This is a genomic window from Halomonas smyrnensis AAD6 (assembly GCF_000265245.1).
Taxonomy (GTDB): domain Bacteria; phylum Pseudomonadota; class Gammaproteobacteria; order Pseudomonadales; family Halomonadaceae; genus Halomonas; species Halomonas smyrnensis.
Window position 1 is genome coordinate 217,019 of the sequence record NZ_AJKS02000006.1, and the last position, 17,668, is coordinate 234,686.

Here is a 17,668-nt window from a genome sequence, read left to right on the forward strand (position 1 = left end):
GGCCATCCCGCCACCCCGGGCGGGGTGTCGTTGATCGTCCACAGTTGGCACCGCGGCAGGGATTCGACCACCATGGGTAACGACGACCGGCAGCGTAGCGGCCGGCTCCCCTGCAACGAAGCCTCCAGCACCGGAAGGAGATACACCATGAAACGGACCCTGATGCTTAGCCTCGGCGCCCTGCTGACCCTGGCCCTGGCCGGATGCGGCACGACGACCGGCGAACGCGCCGCGAGCGGTGCGGGCGTGGGCGCCGCGGTGGGTGCCGGCGCGGCGGCCGTGACCGGCGGCGATGTGAGCCAGGGCGCCGTGATCGGCGGCGGCGTGGGCGCCGCCACCGGCGCGGCCACCGACGAGGAAGACATCAACCTCGACGAGCGCTGATCGCGCTCAGCGGCAGACCCGCCAGCCGCGCAGGGCCAGGTGAAAGTGATCGGCATGCGCGGCGTTGTAGTCCGGGCCCAGCACGGTGCCGAAGACGTCACAGGCGCCCTGCCGGGCCCGCTCCAGGAAGTCACCTTCGGCATCGTCGCCGCCCCAGTCGCCGAGCAGCGCGATGCGCCGACCGTCGGCCAGCCGATAGGCGGCCACGTCCAGCGCCTCCGCCGTGGCATGCTGGCTGCGCCGCCCCTCCTCGCGGCCATAGATATTGCGGCAGGCGAAGCTGCCGTAGTGCTCCACCGTTGCCACGGGCTGGCCGAACAGCGCCCGGGCGGCGGGCTGCAGGCGATGGCGCTCGTAGCGCAGCCAGGCCACCGCCAGCGGGCAGGTGGCCACGAAGCTCGAGCTGAATCTCACCCCCGAACGCTCCAGCCGCACCACGTTCTCGAGCGGGCAGCCCGCCACCGGCTCGTGGTCGGCCAGCGGCGTATAGGCCAGCGCCGGCTCGTCGCTGCGCGCCAGCACCGCCAGACACGCCTCGGGATCGTCCTGCAGGCGGCCGAGCTTCCAGCGTGTCACCGGCGTCGGCGGGTCTTCCACGGCCAGCGGCCGCCAGGGATTCCAGCCGGCGGGCAGCGTCCAGATGCCCTTGTCGAAGGCGATGCCGACGCCGACCAGCCCCAGCAGCAGGATCAGGGTCCTTCCGCGCATTCACTCACCTCCCCTCGTGACGCCTTCCTGTCAGGCTCTCCTTCTCGGCCTAGCGTCTCACAAGATCAGGCTGACGATCAGCGCCGCGCCTCCCACCAGCAGGGCGGTGATCACGGCCAGGATGACCAGCCGATCCAGCCAGCGATCGAGGAGCGTCCAGTCGAGGCGGTGCGACCGGCGATGCGGGGTGGCCCCGCGTCGTCGCGACGGGGAGCCCGGGGACCTGGGCGACATGAGCAAGCTTCCTTGTGCATCCTGTCTTCTGAGCTTAAGGGGGGCGCCGCAACGAAGCCAGCGGGCGCGTCGATTCGGCCACGGCCATTGTGTCGCGCCGCGGTCGTCCCCATATAACCTTGAGCAAGCTAATGACTGGAGCCCCCATGCCCCGCCTCAACGAGATTCCGCTCTCGGTGCTCGACCTCGCCCCGATCCGCCAGGGCGGCAGCGCCGCCGAGACCTTCGACGACAGCGTCACCCTGGCCCGGCTGGCCGAGCGCCGCGGCTTCGAGCGCTTCTGGCTGGCCGAGCACCACAGCATCGACGGCATCGCCAGCGCCGCCACCTCGGTGCTGATCGGCCACGTCGCCGGCCAGACCTCGCGCATCCGCGTCGGCAGCGGCGGCATCATGCTGCCCAACCATCCGCCGCTGGTGATCGCCGAGCAGTTCGGCACCCTGGAAACGCTCTATCCTGGCCGCATCGACCTGGGCCTGGGCCGCGCCCCGGGCGCCGACGCCGCGACCATGGCCGCCCTGCGCCGCGACGCCTTCGCCGGCGTCGACGACTTCCCCCAGCGCCTCGAGGAGCTCAAGGGCTATCTCGACGACGAGCGCCCCGGCCAGCGGGTGCGCGCGGTGCCCGGCCAGGGCACTCGGGTGCCGCTGTGGCTGCTGGGCTCCAGCGACTACAGCGCGCGGCTGGCCGGCCGCGAGGGCCTGCCCTTCGCCTTCGCCGCCCAGTTCGCGCCGGCCCGGCTGCACGAGGCGCTCCGGGTCTATCGCGACAACTTCCGGCCCTCGGCGCTGCTCGACGAGCCCTACGCCATGGTCGGCCTGCCGGTGATCGCCGCCGACAGCGACCTGCAGGCCGAGTACCTGGCCAGCACCGCGCGTCAGAAGTTCCTCGGCCTGGTGCGCGGCCAGCGCATCCTGGCCCAGCCGCCGACGGAGCACCTGGACTGGTCGCCGCTGGAGCAGTCCCAGGTCGAGCAGTTCCTGGGCGCGGCGGTGATCGGCGGCCCGGAGACCGTGCGCGAGGGCCTGGAGGCCTTCCTCGAGGCCACCGGCGCCGACGAGCTGATGCTGCACACCGACGTCTACAGCCTCGAGGATCGGCTGCGCAGCTACGAGATCGTCGCCGACCTGTGGCAGGCCGGCGACTGACGGACAAGAGACGGAGAAACGACGGAAAGGGAGCCGGGCCGGCGGCCTACGCCGGCCCGCCGAGCGGCAGCCGGATGCGCGCCGCCAGCCCGCCCAGCGGCGCCGCCTCGAGGGTCAGCCGGCCGCCGTAGAGCGCCATCAGGTCCTCGACGATGGCCAGGCCCAGGCCGCTGCCCGAGCGCCGCTCGTCGAGCCGCGCGCCCCGTGCCAGCGCGGCCTCGCGCTGCTCGGGGCTCATCCCCGGGCCGTCGTCCTCGATATCCGAGGCGGGCCTCACCGGCCTCGCCGGCGACCCGCAGCGTCACCCGCCCCTGCGCCCAGTTCAGGGCGTTCTCGAGCAGGTTGCCGACCATTTCCTGCAGATCCTGGGCGTCCACCCTCAGCGACAGGGCATCCTCGAGCTCGGCGTCCAGCACGATGCCGCGCCGCTCGGCCAGCCGCCCCAGGCCGTCGATCACCGGCGCCAGCGCCTCGTCGGCCCGCACGCGCCCGGCCAGCGAGGCGCCGCCGGCGGCCGAGGCGCGGGCCAGATGGTGGCGCACCGCCTCGTCGAGCCGGGTCAGTTCGGCGCGGATGCGCTCCGGCTCGGGATGGCGACCGGCCAGGGTGCCCAGCACGCTGATCGGCGTCTTGAGGGCGTGGGCCAGGTTGCCGGCGGCGGCGCGACCGCGCTCGATCAGCCGGCGATCGCGGGCCAGCACCTCGTTCATGGCCCCGGCCAGCTCGGCCAGCTCCGCCGGCAGGCGGGTACCGAGGCGCGCCTCGCGGCCGGCCTCCACCTCGCGCAGATCGGCGTGCAGGCGGCGCAGCGGCGCCAGTCCCCAGCGGATCTGCGCCGCCAGTCCGCCCAGCAGCAGCACGCCCAGCGTCAGCAGCGACAGCCACAGCAGCCATTCGAAGCGCGCCACCTCGTCATCGAGCTCCTGACGCGACACCGCCAGCCCGACCCGCAGCGGGCGCGGATCGTTGGCCAGCCGGATGCGGCGCTCGATCAGCCGAAGCGGCTCGCCCCGCGGCCCGCTGATGTCGCGACGGGTCACGCCCTCGCCGCTCCCGCTCAGCGGCAGCCGCTGGTCCCACAGCGAGCGCGAGATGCGGGTCGTGCCCTGGCCGTCGCCGACCTGCCAGTACCAGCCGGAGAACACTCGCTCGAAGCGCGCGTCGCCCAGCGCCGGCGCCACCCTCAGCCGGCCGCTCAGCGGCTCGCGCTCCACCGAGGCCAGCAGCACGCGCAGCATCGAGTCCAGGCGCTCGTCGAAGGAGGCGGTGACGGTCTGGCGGAAGGTATAGGCGAGCCCGCCCCCGGCCAGCGGCAGCACCACCAGCACCAGCACCCCGGCGGCCAGCAGCAGTCGACGCGCCAGGCTCCAGCGGGTCGGGATCACGTCGGCTCGTCCTCCGGCGCCACCAGGCGATAGCCCTGGCCGCGGCGGGTCTCGATGCGCTCGCCGCCGAGCTTGCGCCGCAGCCGGCTGATCTGCACGTCGATGACGTTGGAGTCGGGCTCGTGGTCGCGGTCGTAGACGTGCTCGGCCAGCTCGCTGCGGCTGACCACCCGCGGCGTGGCGTGCATCAGATAGGCCAGCAGCCGCGATTCCTGGGCGGTCAGCGAGACCGGCCGCCCGGCCAGGGTCACGCTGCCGGTGTGGGTGTCGTAGGACAGCGCGCCGGCACAGAGCACCGGGTGGGCGTGGCCGTGGCTGCGCCGCACCAGGGCATGCAGGCGGAACAGCACCTCGGCGGTCTCGAACGGCTTGGTGACGTAGTCGTCGGCCCCGGCGGAGAAGCCGGCGGCCTTGTCGGACCAGCGCTCGCGGGCGGTCAGCACCAGCACCGGCAGGGCGATGCCGTCGTCGCGCCACTGGGCCAGCCAGCGGGTGCCGTCGCCGTCGGGCAGCCCCAGGTCGAGCACCACGGCGTCGTAGCGCTCGGTGCGCAGCAGGTAGTCGCCCTCGCCGCCGGTGCCGGCGGCCTCCACCAGCAGCCCGGCCTCGGATAGCGCCTCGGAGAGCGCCTCGGCCAGCGCCCGATCATCCTCGATCAGCAGTACCTTCATTGGCGTCGCATGCCCTCGATGTTCACTCCCTCGATCTCCATCAGCCGTCCGTCCTCGGCATCGAACTCGAACTCCACCACCTGCCCCTGGGGGCCGAGCATCTCGATCTCGTAGCGGCGCTCGCCGTCCTCGTGATCCAGCTCGATCTCCAGCACCTGGCCGCGATAGCGCGCCTCGAGCCAGTCGAGCACCTCGGTCAGGGGCACGATGCGCCCGCTGTGCACCGCCTCGTGCAGCGCCTGCCATTGCTCGTCGTCATCGCCCTGGGCGCCGATCATCGGCCCGCCCAGGGCGGCGACCAGCAGGCTCGCGGCGAGCGCCCCGGCCAGCCGGCGGGGCCGCCGCCATCTTGAAAACGTGTTCATGGCGGCAGAGTGCCAGACGGCGCATGAATGCACCATTAACGCCGCCGCCAGCGGACCGACAGCCGCGCCCAGGCAGGCCGAGGGAACGCCTCGCCCGCCGGGCCGCGACGTGAACCGAACGTGAACGGCGGCGTCAGCCCACGGCAAGACGACCGGTGCGATAACGACATCACGAGGCCGCACTCGAGGCCTCACCCCGACGCCACACGACAAGGAGAGCCACGATGAAGACGCTCACTCACTGGATCGCCCCCCTGACCCTGGCCGGCATGACCGGCACCGCCCTGGCCGATGGCGGCGGCCTGAGCCAGGATGATCTGATGCGCCTGCTCGACGGCGCCGACGCCTACGGCTTCAGCCACTATGCCGAGCTCGACCTCGACGACGACCAGCGCCTGGAGCTCGAGGGCTGGCGCGACGACGGCTGGGAGCTCGAGGTCGACATGCGGGTCGAGGATGGTACGCTGCTTCACGAGGCCCAGGCCCGCAGCCAGATCCCCGACTGGAGCCTCACCGGCGACCAGCTGCGCCAGGCGCTGGCCAATGCGCACCGCAACGGCCTGCAGCGATTCTCCACCCTCGATGTCGATGGCGTCGACGATATCGAAGTCGAAGGCCTCGACGGCGACGGCCGCGAGCTCGAACTCACACTCGATCACGACCTGAAGGTCACGGGAGTGGAACATGACTGATCGACGCCAAGGGCAAGACCACAACGCCGCCTGGATGGCGGCCCGCCAATGGCGGGAACGGGCGCGCCAGGCGCGCCCGACCGGGGGCATGAGCGGCCCCCGGCTGGTGCTCACCTGGCTGCTGTTCGGCGCCATGATGATCGTCGGCACCCTGCTCGGCCTGGTGTTCCTGCTGGTCGGCTGGCTGATGCTGCCGTTCCTGCGCCACCGCATGAAGAAGCGCATGGAGCAGATGCGCGCCGAGCAGGCCGAGGACGTGGGCGGCGGCGCCCATCGCGAGGCCCCGTCCCGGGAGCGCGAGGCGCGCCGGGGCCGTAACGTCGGGCATGACACCCTGGAAGGCGATTACGTGGTCAAGGACGACGAGCGCTAGGGCCCCGACGGCGCTCGTCGCCGGCCGTTTCTCCGTCCCGGCGAGCCAGCTCACCGCGCAGCGCGCCCACCTCCTCGCGCAGGGCGCGCACCTCGCCGTGCAGGTCACGGATCAGGTCGCGATTGGCCCGGTGCAGCCGCGACTGCTCGCTCTCCTGATCATCGACGAACAGCGAGCCGACGTAGGCGGCGAAGCTGCCGAACAGCCCCACCCCGGCGATCATCAGCGCCACCGCCACCATCCGCCCCAGGGTGGTGACCGGGAAGAAGTCCCCGTAGCCCACCGTGGTCACGGTCACGAAGGCCCACCATAGCGCCTCCTCGGCGGTGTCGATGGCGCTCTCGGGATTGGGCCCCTCGACCAGCAGGATGGTCACCGAGCCGAAGGCCACCAGCAGCAGGGTCGCGGTGGCGGCCGAGGCGAAGATGCCCTCGGCGCGATTGCGGAACAAGAGCCGCCAGATCATGTGCAGCGACTTGATCGCCCGCAGCAGGCGGATCACCTGCACCACCCGCACCAGGCGACCGGCGAACAGCAGCCCCGCCGGGATGCTCGCCACCAGGTCGATCCAGCCCCAGCGCATGAAGCGCCACTTGTTCGGGGCGGCCCGGAAGCGCACGCAGAAGTCGGCGAAGAAGAACAGGCAGGCCACCAGGTCGAGATAGTGCAGCAGCCGCGAGACCTCGGGCCGCAGGTCGAAGAGCACGTCCACGGCCAGGGCGCCGAGCACGTAGAAGGACAGGATCAGGATCAGCAGCTGAAAGGGCGTGAGGCGATCGTTCATGGCGGGGCGGTCAGCGTACGTGGCACGAGCCTTCGCACCTTACGCCCCCGGCGCCCGCTTGTCGCCCTGCAGGCCCCGCCCCTCGTCCCGCAGGCCGATCGGCACCTGCCCGCGCTTCGGCCTCGACGACACCGCCTCCCACGCGTGGTTTACCTCGGCACGGGCTGCGCCGTCGCCGACGCCAGGTCAGCCGCCCCCCATCACCGCTTCAAGCGCGGCATGGTAGCCGCGGCTGCCGAGTCCGGCGATCACGCCGTCGGCGCGCAGCGAGACATAGGAATGATGGCGGAAGCTCTCGCGCTTGTGCACGTTGGACAGATGCACCTCGATCACCCGGCCGTCGAAGGCGTTCAGGGCGTCGAGAATCGCCACCGAGGTGTGCGTGTAGGCCGCCGGGTTGATGATGATCGCCCCGGTACCGTCCAGGCGGGCGGCATGGATGGCATCGATCAGCTCGCCCTCGTGATTGCTCTGACGGCACTCGATCGCCCAGCCGTGATCGGCGGCCTTGGCGCGCAGGGCGTCGTCGATGTCCGCCAGGGTCTCGCGACCGTAGATCTCGGGCTGGCGGGTGCCCAGCAGGTTGAGGTTGGGGCCGTGCAGGACCAGGACCTTGTGCATCGTGATGGCTTCCTTGTGGTCACGTTCTTGAACATTGAAGGGCGGAGGAGCGCGATGTCAGGCCGCCGGCTCGAGCAGCCGCCGCCAGACCGCGATCACGGCCTGGCGATGCGCGGCGAAATCGGCGTTGTCGCCGCGGGCGGGATCGCCGGTCAGCGCCGCGCGGTGGGCCGCGGTGCGGCAGGCCAGGTAGGCCTCGCGCAGGCGCTCGCCGTCCTCGGCGGGCAGCCGGCCGCACTGCTCCAGGGTCTCGAGGATGCGCATGTTGTCGCTCCACTGCAGCAGCGCCGGGCTGTCGTGGGCCATCGCCAGCACCGCGTACTGGCACAGGAACTCGATGTCGACCATGCCGCCCGGATCCTGCTTGAGGTCGAAGTCGTCGCCCTCGCCCTGGCTCGCCAGGTGCTTGCGCATCTTGTGGCGCATCGCCACCACCTCCTCGCGCAGCGCCTCGACGTCGCGCTCGCGGCCGAGGATCTCGCCGCGCACGGCGTCGAAGCCCTCGGCCAGGGTGTCGTGGCCGGCGACCACCCGGGCGCGCACCAGCGCCTGGTGCTCCCAGGTCCAGGCCTCGCGGCGCTGGTAGTCGGCGAAGGCGTCGAGGCTCGACACCAGGAGCCCGGCGTTGCCCGAGGGCCGCAGGCGCATGTCGACCTCGTAGAGGCTGCCGGCCGGGGTCACCGCGGTGAGCAGGTGGATGATGCGCTGGCCGAGGCGGGTGAAGAACACCGCGTTGTCGATCGGCCGGTCGCCGTCGGTGCTGCCGCGGGTGGCGCCATCGTGGAGGAACACCAGGTCCAGGTCGGAGCCGTAGCCGAGCTCGATGCCGCCGAGCTTGCCGTAACCGATGATCAGGAACTCCGGCGCCTGGCCGCAGCGCTCGCCGTCGCGGCGCAGCGGGAAGCCGTGCTTGCGGGTCAGGTGCTTCCAGGCCATGGCCAGCACCGTCTCGAGGATCACCTCGGCGATGTAGGTCAGATAGTCGCTGACCTTCATCAGGTGCCGGGTGCCGACGATGTCGGAGGCCGCCACGTGCAGCACCTGGGCGTGCTTGAACACGCGCAGCGCCTCGAGCTCGGCCTCCTCGTCGCCCTCGGGAATCCGCCCCAGGGCCTGGCGCAGCTCGTCGGCCAGCCGCGCCTTGTCGGCCGGAGTGTAGAGGGTGTCCGGGGTCAGCAGCTCGTCGAGCAGGATCGGATGGCGGGCCAGCTGCTCGGCGATCCAGGGGCTGGCGCTGCACAGGCGCATCAGGTGCTCCAGCGCCTCGGGGTTCTCGCGCAGCAGCGCCAGGTAGGCGGTGCGCCGCAGCACCGACTCGACCAGCGGCAGCACCCGCTGCAGGGCCACGTCGGGCGCCTCGCTCTCCGCGGCGGCGTCGAGCAGCAGCGGCATCAGCGCCTCCAGGCGCTCGTAGCCGATGCGCTGCATCGCCTGCACCTGGCGCGAGTCGCGCAGCGCGCGCAGCCGCCGGCAGGCGGCGGCCGGATCGGTGAAGCCGGCCTCGCGGAGGCGCGCCTCGGCCTCCTCCTCGCCGGGCTCGCCGCGCCACAGCGCCCGCCACTCCTCGCGCTCGCGGCCTCCCGCCGGGGCAGAGGCATCCTCGTCGGCGTCCTCGGGGTCGGCGATCACCGCGTCGAAGTGGCGGCGGACCCGATCGCGCACCTCGTCGAGCCGCGCCGTCAGCGCCGGCCAGTCCTCCATGTCCAGCGCCAGGGCCACCCGCTCGCGGGCGATCTCCTCGGCCGGCAGGGTCTGGGTCTGGCGATCCTCCAGCGCCTGGATGGCGTGCTCGAGGTCGCGCAGGAAGGCGTAGTCGGGGATCAGCTCGTCGACCACCGCAGAGGGCAGCAGGCCCAGGTCCGGCAGGCGTTCAAGCGCCGTCTTCAGCGAGGTGACCTGCAGCTCGGTGTCGCGGCCGCCGCGGATCAGCTGGAAGGCCTGGACCACGAACTCCACTTCGCGGATGCCGCCGGGGCCGAGCTTGATGTTGTCCTGCATGCCGCGGCGGCGCACCTCGCGGTTGATCATCGCCTTGAGCTCGCGCAGCGACTCGATGGCGCCGAAGTCCAGGTAGCGGCGATAGACGAAGGGCCGGATGCTCGCCAGCAGCTCGGCGCCGGCCTCGAGGTCGCCGGCCACCGGGCGCGCCTTGAGCATGGCATAGCGCTCCCACTCGCGGCCCTGGTCCTGGTAGTAGCTCGCAAGCGAGGCGAAGTTGCCGACCAGCGGGCCGCCGTCGCCCAGCGGGCGCAGGCGCATGTCGACGCGGAAGGCGAAGCCGTCGGCGGTCACCGCGTCCAGCGCGCCGATCAGCTTCTGGCCGATCTTGGTGAAGTATTCCTGGTGCTCGAGCGCCTTGCGCCCGCCCACCGTCTCGCCCTTCTCGGGAAAGGCGAAGATCAGGTCGATGTCGGAGGAGAGGTTGAGCTCGCCGGCGCCGAGCTTGCCCATGCCGAGCACCACCAGGCGCTGCTCACCGCCGTCGGCGCGCGGCCCGGGGCGCCCCCAGCGCGCCTCGAAGTGGCGCTCGAGCCAGCTCAGCGCCTGCTCCAGGCAGGTCTCGGCGAGCCGGGTGACGGCGGCCGCGGTGGCCCACATGTCGATGCCCGGGGGACGGGTCAGGTCGCGCCACACGATGCCCAGCATGCGCGCCTGGCGGAAGCGGCGCACCGCGGCGTGCATGGCCGCCTCGTCCTCGGCGCTCTCCAGCCGCTCGGCGAGGGCCTCGCTCAGGGCATCGGCGTCCGGCGCGGCGTCCAGCTCGCCCAGCGCATCGAGCCGGGGCAGCCAGTCGGGATGGCGGATCAGCGTCTCGGCGACGAACTCCGACACCGCCAGCACCCGCGCCAGCTGCTCGCGGCGCTGCGGCGCCAGCGCCGCCCAGCTCTCGCCGGGGCCCTCCTGCTGGCGCATGTCGGCCAGGTTGTCGGCCTGCTCGAGGGCCGTGGCCAGGCGCTCCCGGGCGTGTTGCAGCGGGGCCGCCAGCGGCTCGGGGATGGCATCCAGCGGCAGGAAGTCGTCGGGCAGGGCCATGGGCGTCTCGCATCCGGTTGATCGATGCCCTCAGGATACCCAAGCCGGGGCGCCACGCACTAGCCGGCGCCCGCCCGCCTCAGCCCAGGAAGCGATCCCAGGCGATCAGCCCCCAGGTCAGCCCGACGGTCATCAGCGAGATCATCACCGCCGCCGAGCCGATGTCCTTGGCCCGCCCCGAGAGCCGGTGGCGCTCCGGGCCGATGCGGTCGACCACGTTCTCGATGGCGCTGTTGAGCAGCTCGACGATCAGCACCAGCAGGCAGCTGCCGATCAGCAGGATCCACTCCACCGGCTCGCGGCCCAGCCACACGGCCAGCGGCACCATCACCAGGCACAGGCCGAGCTCCTGACGGAAGGCGGCCTCGTGGCGGTAGGCCGCCCCGAGGCCCTTGAGGGAATAGCGGGTGGAGTGCACCAGGTGGCGCCAGCCGGTGTGTCCGGGTTTCATCGATAGCATCCATCAGCGTTCGGCGTGGAACGCCGATAGTAGCAGAGCCATGTTGGGCAATTGTTACGTCGACGCCGGCGCGGCTCAATGCGCCTCGATCATCGCCGCGAGATCCACCGACAACCGGTCCAGCACCTGGGACCAGCTCAGGTAGGGCGTCGAGCCGGTGCCGTTGACCAGCACGCTGAACACGCCCCAGCGCCCGGAGCGGGTGCGGAAGTAGCCGGCCGCGGCGCGCACCGACACCGGCTGGTTGAGGGTGCCGGTCTTGAGCATGACGTGGTCCTGGAAGGTCGCCGGGCCGCGACGGATGAAGCGCATCACGCCGTTGCTCGGCGACTGCAGGGCGGCGACGAAGCTCGGGAACAGCGAGGGCTGGCGGAACATGTGCTCGAGCAGCACGTTCACCCCGGCGGCGCTGGTGCGGTTCTCCGGCGTCAGGCCGCTGCCGCTGTCCAGGCGCAGCGGGCCGTGGCCCGGCAGGCCGCCGGCGAAGGCCTCGATGGCATCGCCGCCCTGGCTCAGCAAGGGGCGCGGCGTCGTGGCCAGGTCCAGCGTCAGGGTGTCGGCCATGAAGTTGTTGGAGTAGTTGAGCGTGCGCAGCAGCAGCTCCTGCAGCGGCTTGCCGTCCACCGCGGCCAGGCGCGAGGCGCCGGCCGGCGGCTCCAGGGTGGTGGTGACGTGGCCACCGGCCACCGCGATGCCGGCCTGCTCGAGCATCGCCATCAGGGTGCGGCCCGCCTGTTCGGCGGGGTCCGAGCTGGTGCGATAGAGCTCCCGCGGGCGGGCATTGGTGGAGATCTGGCCGGACACCCGCATCACGTCGCCGTCGCCGTCGGTCACCCGCAGCGCCGAGAGCTCGGTGCCGCTGTCGGGCGGTCGGGTCTCGATGCGGTTGTCGATGCGCACCAGGTCGGCCTGGCCGTCGCAGGGCGTGACCCGGGCCGGCGCGCCGGCGGTGCGCGCCGGGGCCACGGTCACGCACCAGTTGCCGTAGTTGACCGCCGCCGAGGAGAGCAGCGCGCTGTAGGCGTTGTCGACGCGACGCTGCCCCTCGCAGCGGTCGGTGGTCAGGCAGGCCACCGGGCCGAAGCGCCACTGGCTGACCACCAGCCGCCCGTTGACCTGGCGCACCCCGGCCTGATGCAGCCGCTGCACCAGCCGCCACAGGTCCTCGCTGGTCAGCGCCGGATCGCCGCCGCCGTCGAGGATCAGATCGCCCTGCAGCACGCCCTCGGCATCGGGCTCGGCGCTGCCGAGCAGCCGCGTGGTGAAGCGGTGCTGGGGGCCGAAGCGCGCGAGCGCCGCCGCCGCGGTGTAGATCTTGGACACCGAGGCCGGCGACAGCTGGCGCTCCGGCGAGAGGCTGCCCAGGGTCTCGCCCGACCCGCCGTTGCCCAGCAGGCGCGCCTCGGCGCCGATGCGAAAGCCGTCATCGGCCAGTTCCTCGAGATGGGAGAAGCCCTGCCCCAGGGCGGTCAGGGGCAGCAGCAACAGCAGGCAGAGCGAGAGACAGCGAGGCAGCATGGGCGTCATCCGTGAGATCGAAGGGCACAGGAGAAAGCGCGGCAGGGCCGCAGTCTACCCGTGCCCCGGGCGCGATTCGACCGACCGACACCGATCGGCAAGATAGAGGGGGCGGAAAACGGAGGAAGACCGGGGACGGGGCGAAGAAGGTTTTTGGCCATGGGGGGGCATCGCGCCCCTGATGCCCCCTAGTGCGCGGAGACCCCGGAGAAGGCCTGGATGATCACCACCCCGCCGACGATCATGGCGAGGCCCAGCGCCGCCGGCACATCCAGGCGCTCGCCGTAGACCAGCACACCGATCAGCGTGACCAGCACGATGCCGAGCCCGGCCCAGAAGGCGTAGGCGATGCCCACCGGCAGGGTGCGCAGCGCCAAGGTCAGCAGGTAGAAGGCCAGCACGTAGCCCACCACCACGGTCACGCTCGGCCACAGCCGGGTGAACTCCTGGGACGCCTTCAGCGAGCTGGTCGCCACCACCTCGGCGACGATCGCCAGTGCCAGATACAGATAGGCCATCAGACACCTCCCCGCGCCAGCCGGCGGCGCATCACGAGATCGAACAGGGTATTGAAGACCATGGCATAGGCCAGGAAGAACAGCATGAAGCCGAGATCCAGCCAGAAGGCCTCCACGAGGCCGATGCCCATCCACCAGGCGACCGCCGGCAGGGTCATCACCAGCAGGCCCAGCTCGAAACCGAACGACTGGGCGAAGCGCTGTCCCAGGCTGCGGCGACGGGTCGGCACCAGCGCATCGAAGGCGCGATTCCAGACCAGGTTCCAGAGCATGGCGGCGGTGGCCAGCCCCGCGGCCAGCACGCCGATCTCCCCCATGTCACGGCCGGTCAGCCAGCTGGCCAGCGGCGTCACCATCAACAGGCCGCCGGCCTCGAACAGCGTGGTATGGGTCAAACGTTCCTTCCAGGAGCGCATCGTCACCTCCCGAGATATCATCACGAGGCCAGCCGGCCTCGACCTGGCGGACTATTCTCGCCAATATGGCGATGGATACGAGTTGGATTCCATCTGAAAAACCGATAGGTCACCCATGCGCTGGACCCTCGATCAGCTGGAGGTGCTCGTCGCCTGCGCCGAGTGCGGCTCCTTCTCCGCCGCCGCCCGCCACCTGGGCCGCGCCCAGTCGGCGGTGAGCACCGCCATCGCCCACCTGGAGGTCGACCTGGCCTGCACGCTCTTCGACCGCGACGGCCGCCTGCCGCACCTGACCGAGGCCGGCGAGGCGCTGCTGCACGAGGCCCGGGCGGTGCTGCGCCAGTGCCAGCGGCTGGATTCCCGCGCCCGGGCCATCGCCGAGGGCGAGGAGGCCCGGCTGGTGCTGGCCATCGACGAGGCGCTGGTCGAGATGCCGCCGGTGGACGAGACCCTCGAGGCCCTGGCCCATCACTACCCCGCCCTGCAGCTGACCCTGCTCTACGGCGCCCCGGGCGATATCGCCGGGTGGGTGGAGGACCGCACCGCCGATCTCGGCATCCTGCTCGGGCGCCTCGGCCGCGGCCCGCTGCTCGAGGGCGTGCCGATCGCCCATCTGCGCCAGGCGCTGGTGGCCGGCCGTGACCATCCCCTGGCCGGCCGGGGCGCGCCCTCCCTCGGCGACCTGGCCGACCACCGCCAGCTGCTGATCGCCTCGCGCTCCACGGGCGACGACGAGACGCCACTCGGCACCCAGTTCTGGCGCCTCAACAGCTTCTACTCGATCGGCGAGCTGGCCGCCCGCGGGCTGGGCTGGGCGATGGTCCCCGAGCATATCGCCCGCTACCCGCCGTTTCGCGAGCACCTGGTCGCGCTGTCGGACGAGACCCTGGGCACCCTGCCGGTCATCGAGGTGGAGACGGTCTCGCGTCGCGACGCCGCCCAGGGGCCGATCGCCCGCTGGCTTCGGCAGACGCTAAGCGAAAGGTTCTGCGATCGCCGCAGCCGCTGAGCCGCCTCACTCGACCGGCAGCAGCCCCGGGCGATGCGGCAGCTCGGCGACCATCTTCCACAGCGGCTGGCCGCTGAGATGGTACTTGCGCTCGAAGTGGGTCAGGAAATCCCCCTCGGGGTCGTGCGCCTGCACCGGCGCGGCGACGCCGGTCGCCTGCTCGAGGGCCAGTGAGAACTCCTCGACGTAGAGCCGCCAGTTGGAGCGCAGCTCCAGCCGCCCGCCCAGCGCCAGGATGGCGGGGAACACCGGGTGCCCCTGCCAGCGCATCTTGAGGTGCGTCGACTTGGGATAGGGGTTGGGATACAGCAGGTAGTGGCGCACCGGCCGCCAGCCGGCGGCCAGCGCCAGCCGCCAGAAGTCCACCAGATCGGCGCGCACCAGCAGGGCGTTGTCGGGCGGCGCGCCGTGCTCGCGGGACAGCCGGTCGGCGCTGCGGTCCACGCCGATCACCACGCAGTCGGGATGGGCCTCGGCCAGCCGCCGCGTCGACAGCCCCACGCCGCAGCAGGCGTCGAGGATCAGCGGCGCCTCGCCGCGCGCCGCCCGCCACGCCTCGGCCGCGGCGAAGGCCTCACGGGTATGGTCGGCCAGCGGCTTGCGCAGCGGGTGGGTCAGGGCCCGTTCGACCCGGCGCGCCAGATCGTGATGGGGGCCGGGCTGGTTGGAGGTGATGATGCGGGAACGCTCGGTCATGGCGGTGATCGGTCGGGGGCTTGGGAAGGCGTGCATTCTACCAGCCATGGGCCGGCCCGCGGGCCTCTCGCCAGCCCCGCCGGCGGGGCTGTGGAAAACCCCTCCATGCCCCGCATGACGGCGCACCGGGCCGGGTGCTATGATCCTTGGCCAAAAGGACAATAGCAGCCCATATATCAACCGCACTACGAGGAACCCGGCTTGTCACATTTACCGGTGATCGTGGGCATGGGTGGCGTGAATCCCGCCGGCCGAGCCTCGGGACATCAGGCGTTTCGCCGCACCGTGCTCGACGCCTTGCCCGACGACGTCCAAGCCCAGACCCTGCTAGGCCTGGCGGCCATGATGCGCCTGGCCAGCGCCCAGGCGGACGATGCCTGGCACGACGCCGACGGCAACCCCCTCGACGCCGCGGCCATCGTCGAGCAGACCCGCCAGCGCGTGCTCGACCATACCCTGATCCGTCGCAACGAAGACCCGCGCTTCAACGCCGAGGGCCTGCCCGCCAACCGTCGCGCCAGCCTCGACCTCGAGACGCCGATGACCTTCCGGGTGCGCCGTCGCCAGCTGCCGGACAGCCTGCCGCCCACCTGGCAGGTCCGCGAGATCGACCGCAAGCACCTGGAAGTGACGGTGCCGGCCGGCGAGATGGACGTGATGCTGCCCGAGACCCGTCCGGCCCAGGTACGCGCCGCCGGCCAGCTGCCTTCCGGCTTCGAACCCGGCCAGCTCTACCGCAGCGTGCACCACCCGCGCGGCCTGTCGATGGCGATCTTCGCCGCCAGCGACTGCCTGGGCGACAGCGGCCTGGCCTGGGATGCCCTGCATGACCGGCTCGATCCCGACCAGGTCGCCGTCTACGCCGGCAACTCCATCGGCCAGCTCGACGACGACGGCTGGGGCGGGCTGCTCAAGAGCTTCGCCAACGGCAAGCGCGCCACCTCCAAGCAGATGCCGCTGGGCTACGGCCAGATGCCGGCCGACTTCCTCAACGCCTATGTGCTCGGCAGCGTCGGCAGCACCGGCGCGGCCCTCGGCGCCTGCGCCAGCTTCCTCTACAACCTGCGCCTGGGCGTCGACGACATCCGCGCCGGCCGCCGCCGGGTGGTGATGGTCGGCACCGCCGACGCGCCGATCACCCCCGAGATCATCGAGGGCTTCCGCACCATGGGCGCCCTGGCCGACGACGAGAGCCTCAAGGCGCTGGACGCCCTGGAGCTGCTCACCGACCCGGACTACCAGCGCGCCTGCCGGCCCTTCGCCCGCAACTGCGGCTTCACCATGGGCGAGTCCAGCCAGTTCGTGATGCTGATGGACGACGCCCTGGCGCTGGAGGTCGGCGCCGAGGTGCTCGGCAGCGTGCCGGACGTGTTCGTCAACGCCGACGGCTGGAAGCGCTCGATCTCGGCCCCCGGCATCGGCAACTACATCACCCTCGGCAAGGCCGCCTCGCTGGTGCGCGAGATGCTCGGCGAGACCGCCCTGCGCGAGCGCACCTTCCTGCACGCCCACGGCACCAGCACGCCGAAGAACCGCGAGACCGAGTCCCACGTCTTCGACATGGTCGCCCAGGCCCACGGCATCGAGGACTGGCCGGTGGTGGCGGTCAAGGCCTTCGTCGGCCACTCCCAGGGCAGCGCCGCCGGCGACCAGCTGGCCAGCGCGCTCGGCAGCTTCGCCCACGACCTGCTGCCGGGCATCCCGACCCTGGACGACCGCCAGCCCGAGGACCTGCACGCCGAACGCCTGCGACTGTTCCGCGAGCCGCTGCGCTTCGCGGCCGACGCCGCCTTCGTCAACGCCAAGGGCTTCGGCGGCAACAACGCCACCGGCGTGGTGCTGTCGCCGGCCGTCACCGAGCGGCTGATGACCGCCCGCCACGGCGAGGCCGCGATGAGCGAATGGCGCAGCCGCCGCGAGGCCACCCGCCAGGCCGCCGCCGCCTACCGCCACGAGGCCGACCGTGGCCGCTTCCAGCCCCGCTACCGCTTCGGCGAGGGCGTGCTGGAAGGCCCCGAACTCGAGGTCGGCGCTGACAGCATTCGCATCCCGGGCTACGCCAGGCCGGTCTCGCTGGCCGTGGACAACCCCTTCGGACGCCTCGACGACGGAGAAGCGTGATGAACGTCGCCGTCTACCCCGGCACCTTCGATCCCATCACCAACGGCCACTTCGACCTGATCGAGCGCGCCTCGCGGCTGTTCGACAAGGTCGTGGTGGCCATCGCCACCAGCCCCGGCAAGGGGCCGACGCTGGATCTCGACACCCGGACCGCCCTGGCGCGCCAGGTGATCGAGGGCCTCGACAACGTCGAGGTGACGGGCTTCTCGGGGCTGATGACCGAGTTCATGAAGCAGCAGCAGGCCCGCGTGCTGCTGCGCGGGCTGCGCGCGGTCTCGGACTTCGAGTACGAGCTGCAGCTGGCCAACATGAACCGCGCCCAGATGCCCGAGCTCGAGACGGTGTTCCTGACCCCCGAGGTGGAGAACTCCTACATCTCCTCGAGCCTGGTGCGCGAGATCGCGCGGCTCGGCGGCGACGTCTCGAAGCACGTGCATCCCGAGGTCGCCGAAACGCTGAAGCGGCATTACAATACCTGACCATGGCACTCGGGCATGATGCCCGAGCCCGCCGGCCGCGATTTTCGTGAGGT

20 protein-coding genes are annotated in these 17,668 nt (G+C 71.7%); 7 read left to right on the top strand and 13 right to left on the bottom strand.

What is annotated here, in order from left to right; genetic code table 11:
* Positions 1 to 147: 147 nt before the first annotated feature.
* Positions 148 to 384 carry a hypothetical protein gene (locus tag UYS_RS0209320; protein ID WP_016855242.1) on the top strand — a complete coding sequence of 79 codons (237 nt, stop codon included), beginning with the start codon at positions 148 to 150 and terminating at the stop codon, positions 382 to 384.
* 6 nt (positions 385 to 390) lie between these two features.
* Here the strand turns inward: UYS_RS0209320 and UYS_RS0209325 are convergent, their stop codons facing one another.
* Together UYS_RS0209325 and UYS_RS18680 are read right to left on the bottom strand one after the other, a co-directional pair.
* Positions 391 to 1,092, bottom strand: coding sequence for an extensin-like domain-containing protein (locus UYS_RS0209325; RefSeq protein ID WP_016855243.1), 702 nt, complete (start codon positions 1,090 to 1,092; stop codon positions 391 to 393).
* 57 nt (positions 1,093 to 1,149) lie between these two features.
* On the bottom strand, positions 1,150 to 1,326 hold the full coding sequence (locus UYS_RS18680; RefSeq protein WP_016855244.1) for a hypothetical protein: 177 nt from the start codon (positions 1,324 to 1,326) through the stop codon (positions 1,150 to 1,152).
* A 146-nt stretch (positions 1,327 to 1,472) separates the two neighbouring features.
* Between UYS_RS18680 and UYS_RS0209335 the strand changes: the two genes are divergently transcribed.
* On the top strand, positions 1,473 to 2,474 hold the full coding sequence (locus UYS_RS0209335) for an LLM class flavin-dependent oxidoreductase (protein ID WP_016855245.1): 1,002 nt from the start codon (positions 1,473 to 1,475) through the stop codon (positions 2,472 to 2,474).
* Here UYS_RS0209335 and UYS_RS19085 read toward each other — a convergent pair.
* Genes UYS_RS19085 through UYS_RS0209350 form a run of 3 tightly spaced genes read right to left on the bottom strand, consistent with a single transcriptional unit; the run spans position 2,435 to position 4,895 of the window.
* Positions 2,435 to 3,859 (bottom strand): sensor histidine kinase, encoded by a 1,425-nt coding sequence (locus UYS_RS19085; RefSeq protein ID WP_474995137.1) that lies wholly within the window; start codon positions 3,857 to 3,859, stop codon positions 2,435 to 2,437. The genes UYS_RS0209335 and UYS_RS19085 overlap by 40 nt on opposite strands.
* Positions 3,856 to 4,530: a response regulator transcription factor gene (locus tag UYS_RS0209345; RefSeq protein WP_016855246.1), complete on the bottom strand. Its 675-nt coding sequence runs from the start codon at positions 4,528 to 4,530 to the stop codon at positions 3,856 to 3,858. The genes UYS_RS19085 and UYS_RS0209345 overlap by 4 nt, the downstream gene beginning before the upstream one ends.
* Positions 4,527 to 4,895, bottom strand: a complete 369-nt coding sequence (locus UYS_RS0209350) for a PepSY domain-containing protein (protein ID WP_016855247.1) — start codon at positions 4,893 to 4,895, stop codon at positions 4,527 to 4,529. The genes UYS_RS0209345 and UYS_RS0209350 overlap by 4 nt, the downstream gene beginning before the upstream one ends.
* A gap of 224 nt (positions 4,896 to 5,119) precedes the next feature.
* Here UYS_RS0209350 and UYS_RS0209355 point away from each other — a divergent pair, with 224 nt between their 5' ends.
* Together UYS_RS0209355 and UYS_RS0209360 are read left to right on the top strand one after the other, a co-directional pair.
* Positions 5,120 to 5,587, top strand: a complete 468-nt coding sequence (locus UYS_RS0209355) for a hypothetical protein (protein ID WP_016855248.1) — start codon at positions 5,120 to 5,122, stop codon at positions 5,585 to 5,587.
* A complete protein-coding gene (locus UYS_RS0209360; protein WP_026068449.1) occupies positions 5,580 to 5,960 on the top strand; it encodes a hypothetical protein in 381 nt (126 codons plus the stop codon). Before UYS_RS0209355 ends, UYS_RS0209360 begins: the two co-directional genes overlap by 8 nt.
* On the opposite strand, the gene UYS_RS0209365 is transcribed toward UYS_RS0209360, so the two are convergent.
* From UYS_RS0209365 to UYS_RS0209395, 7 genes are all read right to left on the bottom strand, one after another.
* Complete coding sequence (locus tag UYS_RS0209365; RefSeq protein WP_016855250.1) at positions 5,941 to 6,744, bottom strand: ion transporter; 804 nt, start codon at positions 6,742 to 6,744, stop codon at positions 5,941 to 5,943. The two genes, UYS_RS0209360 and UYS_RS0209365, sit on opposite strands and share 20 nt — an antisense overlap.
* Positions 6,745 to 6,930: 186 nt before the next feature.
* Positions 6,931 to 7,365 (bottom strand): type II 3-dehydroquinate dehydratase, encoded by a 435-nt coding sequence (aroQ, locus tag UYS_RS0209370; protein WP_016855251.1) that lies wholly within the window; start codon positions 7,363 to 7,365, stop codon positions 6,931 to 6,933.
* A gap of 57 nt (positions 7,366 to 7,422) precedes the next feature.
* Positions 7,423 to 10,398: a bifunctional [glutamate--ammonia ligase]-adenylyl-L-tyrosine phosphorylase/[glutamate--ammonia-ligase] adenylyltransferase gene (glnE, locus tag UYS_RS0209375; protein WP_016855252.1), complete on the bottom strand. Its 2,976-nt coding sequence runs from the start codon at positions 10,396 to 10,398 to the stop codon at positions 7,423 to 7,425.
* Between the two features lie 79 nt (positions 10,399 to 10,477).
* Positions 10,478 to 10,849, bottom strand: a complete 372-nt coding sequence (locus UYS_RS0209380; protein WP_016855253.1) for a diacylglycerol kinase — start codon at positions 10,847 to 10,849, stop codon at positions 10,478 to 10,480.
* Between the two features lie 84 nt (positions 10,850 to 10,933).
* Positions 10,934 to 12,376 (bottom strand): D-alanyl-D-alanine carboxypeptidase/D-alanyl-D-alanine endopeptidase, encoded by a 1,443-nt coding sequence (gene dacB / locus UYS_RS0209385; RefSeq protein WP_016855254.1) that lies wholly within the window; start codon positions 12,374 to 12,376, stop codon positions 10,934 to 10,936.
* A gap of 188 nt (positions 12,377 to 12,564) precedes the next feature.
* Entirely contained in the window at positions 12,565 to 12,897 is a 333-nt protein-coding gene (locus UYS_RS0209390; protein WP_152480091.1) for a DMT family transporter, read from the bottom strand.
* Positions 12,894 to 13,310, bottom strand: a complete 417-nt coding sequence (locus UYS_RS0209395) for a PACE efflux transporter (RefSeq protein ID WP_016855256.1) — start codon at positions 13,308 to 13,310, stop codon at positions 12,894 to 12,896. Before UYS_RS0209395 ends, UYS_RS0209390 begins: the two co-directional genes overlap by 4 nt.
* Before the next feature lie 115 nt (positions 13,311 to 13,425).
* On the opposite strand from UYS_RS0209395, the gene UYS_RS0209400 reads away from it, so the two are divergent.
* Positions 13,426 to 14,319 (top strand): LysR family transcriptional regulator, encoded by an 894-nt coding sequence (locus tag UYS_RS0209400; protein ID WP_016855257.1) that lies wholly within the window; start codon positions 13,426 to 13,428, stop codon positions 14,317 to 14,319.
* Positions 14,320 to 14,325: 6 nt separating this feature from the next.
* On the opposite strand, the gene trmB is transcribed toward UYS_RS0209400, so the two are convergent.
* A complete protein-coding gene (gene trmB / locus UYS_RS0209405) occupies positions 14,326 to 15,015 on the bottom strand; it encodes a tRNA (guanine(46)-N(7))-methyltransferase TrmB (protein ID WP_016855258.1) in 690 nt (229 codons plus the stop codon).
* 228 nt (positions 15,016 to 15,243) lie between these two features.
* Here trmB and UYS_RS0209410 point away from each other — a divergent pair, with 228 nt between their 5' ends.
* Positions 15,244 to 17,136: a beta-ketoacyl synthase gene (locus UYS_RS0209410; RefSeq protein WP_016855259.1), complete on the top strand. Its 1,893-nt coding sequence runs from the start codon at positions 15,244 to 15,246 to the stop codon at positions 17,134 to 17,136.
* The gene (coaD, locus tag UYS_RS0209415; RefSeq protein ID WP_016855260.1) at positions 17,136 to 17,615 is read left to right on the top strand and encodes a pantetheine-phosphate adenylyltransferase; all 480 of its coding nucleotides are present in this window, start codon (positions 17,136 to 17,138) and stop codon (positions 17,613 to 17,615) included. The genes UYS_RS0209410 and coaD overlap by 1 nt, the downstream gene beginning before the upstream one ends.
* Positions 17,616 to 17,668 lie beyond the last annotated feature (53 nt).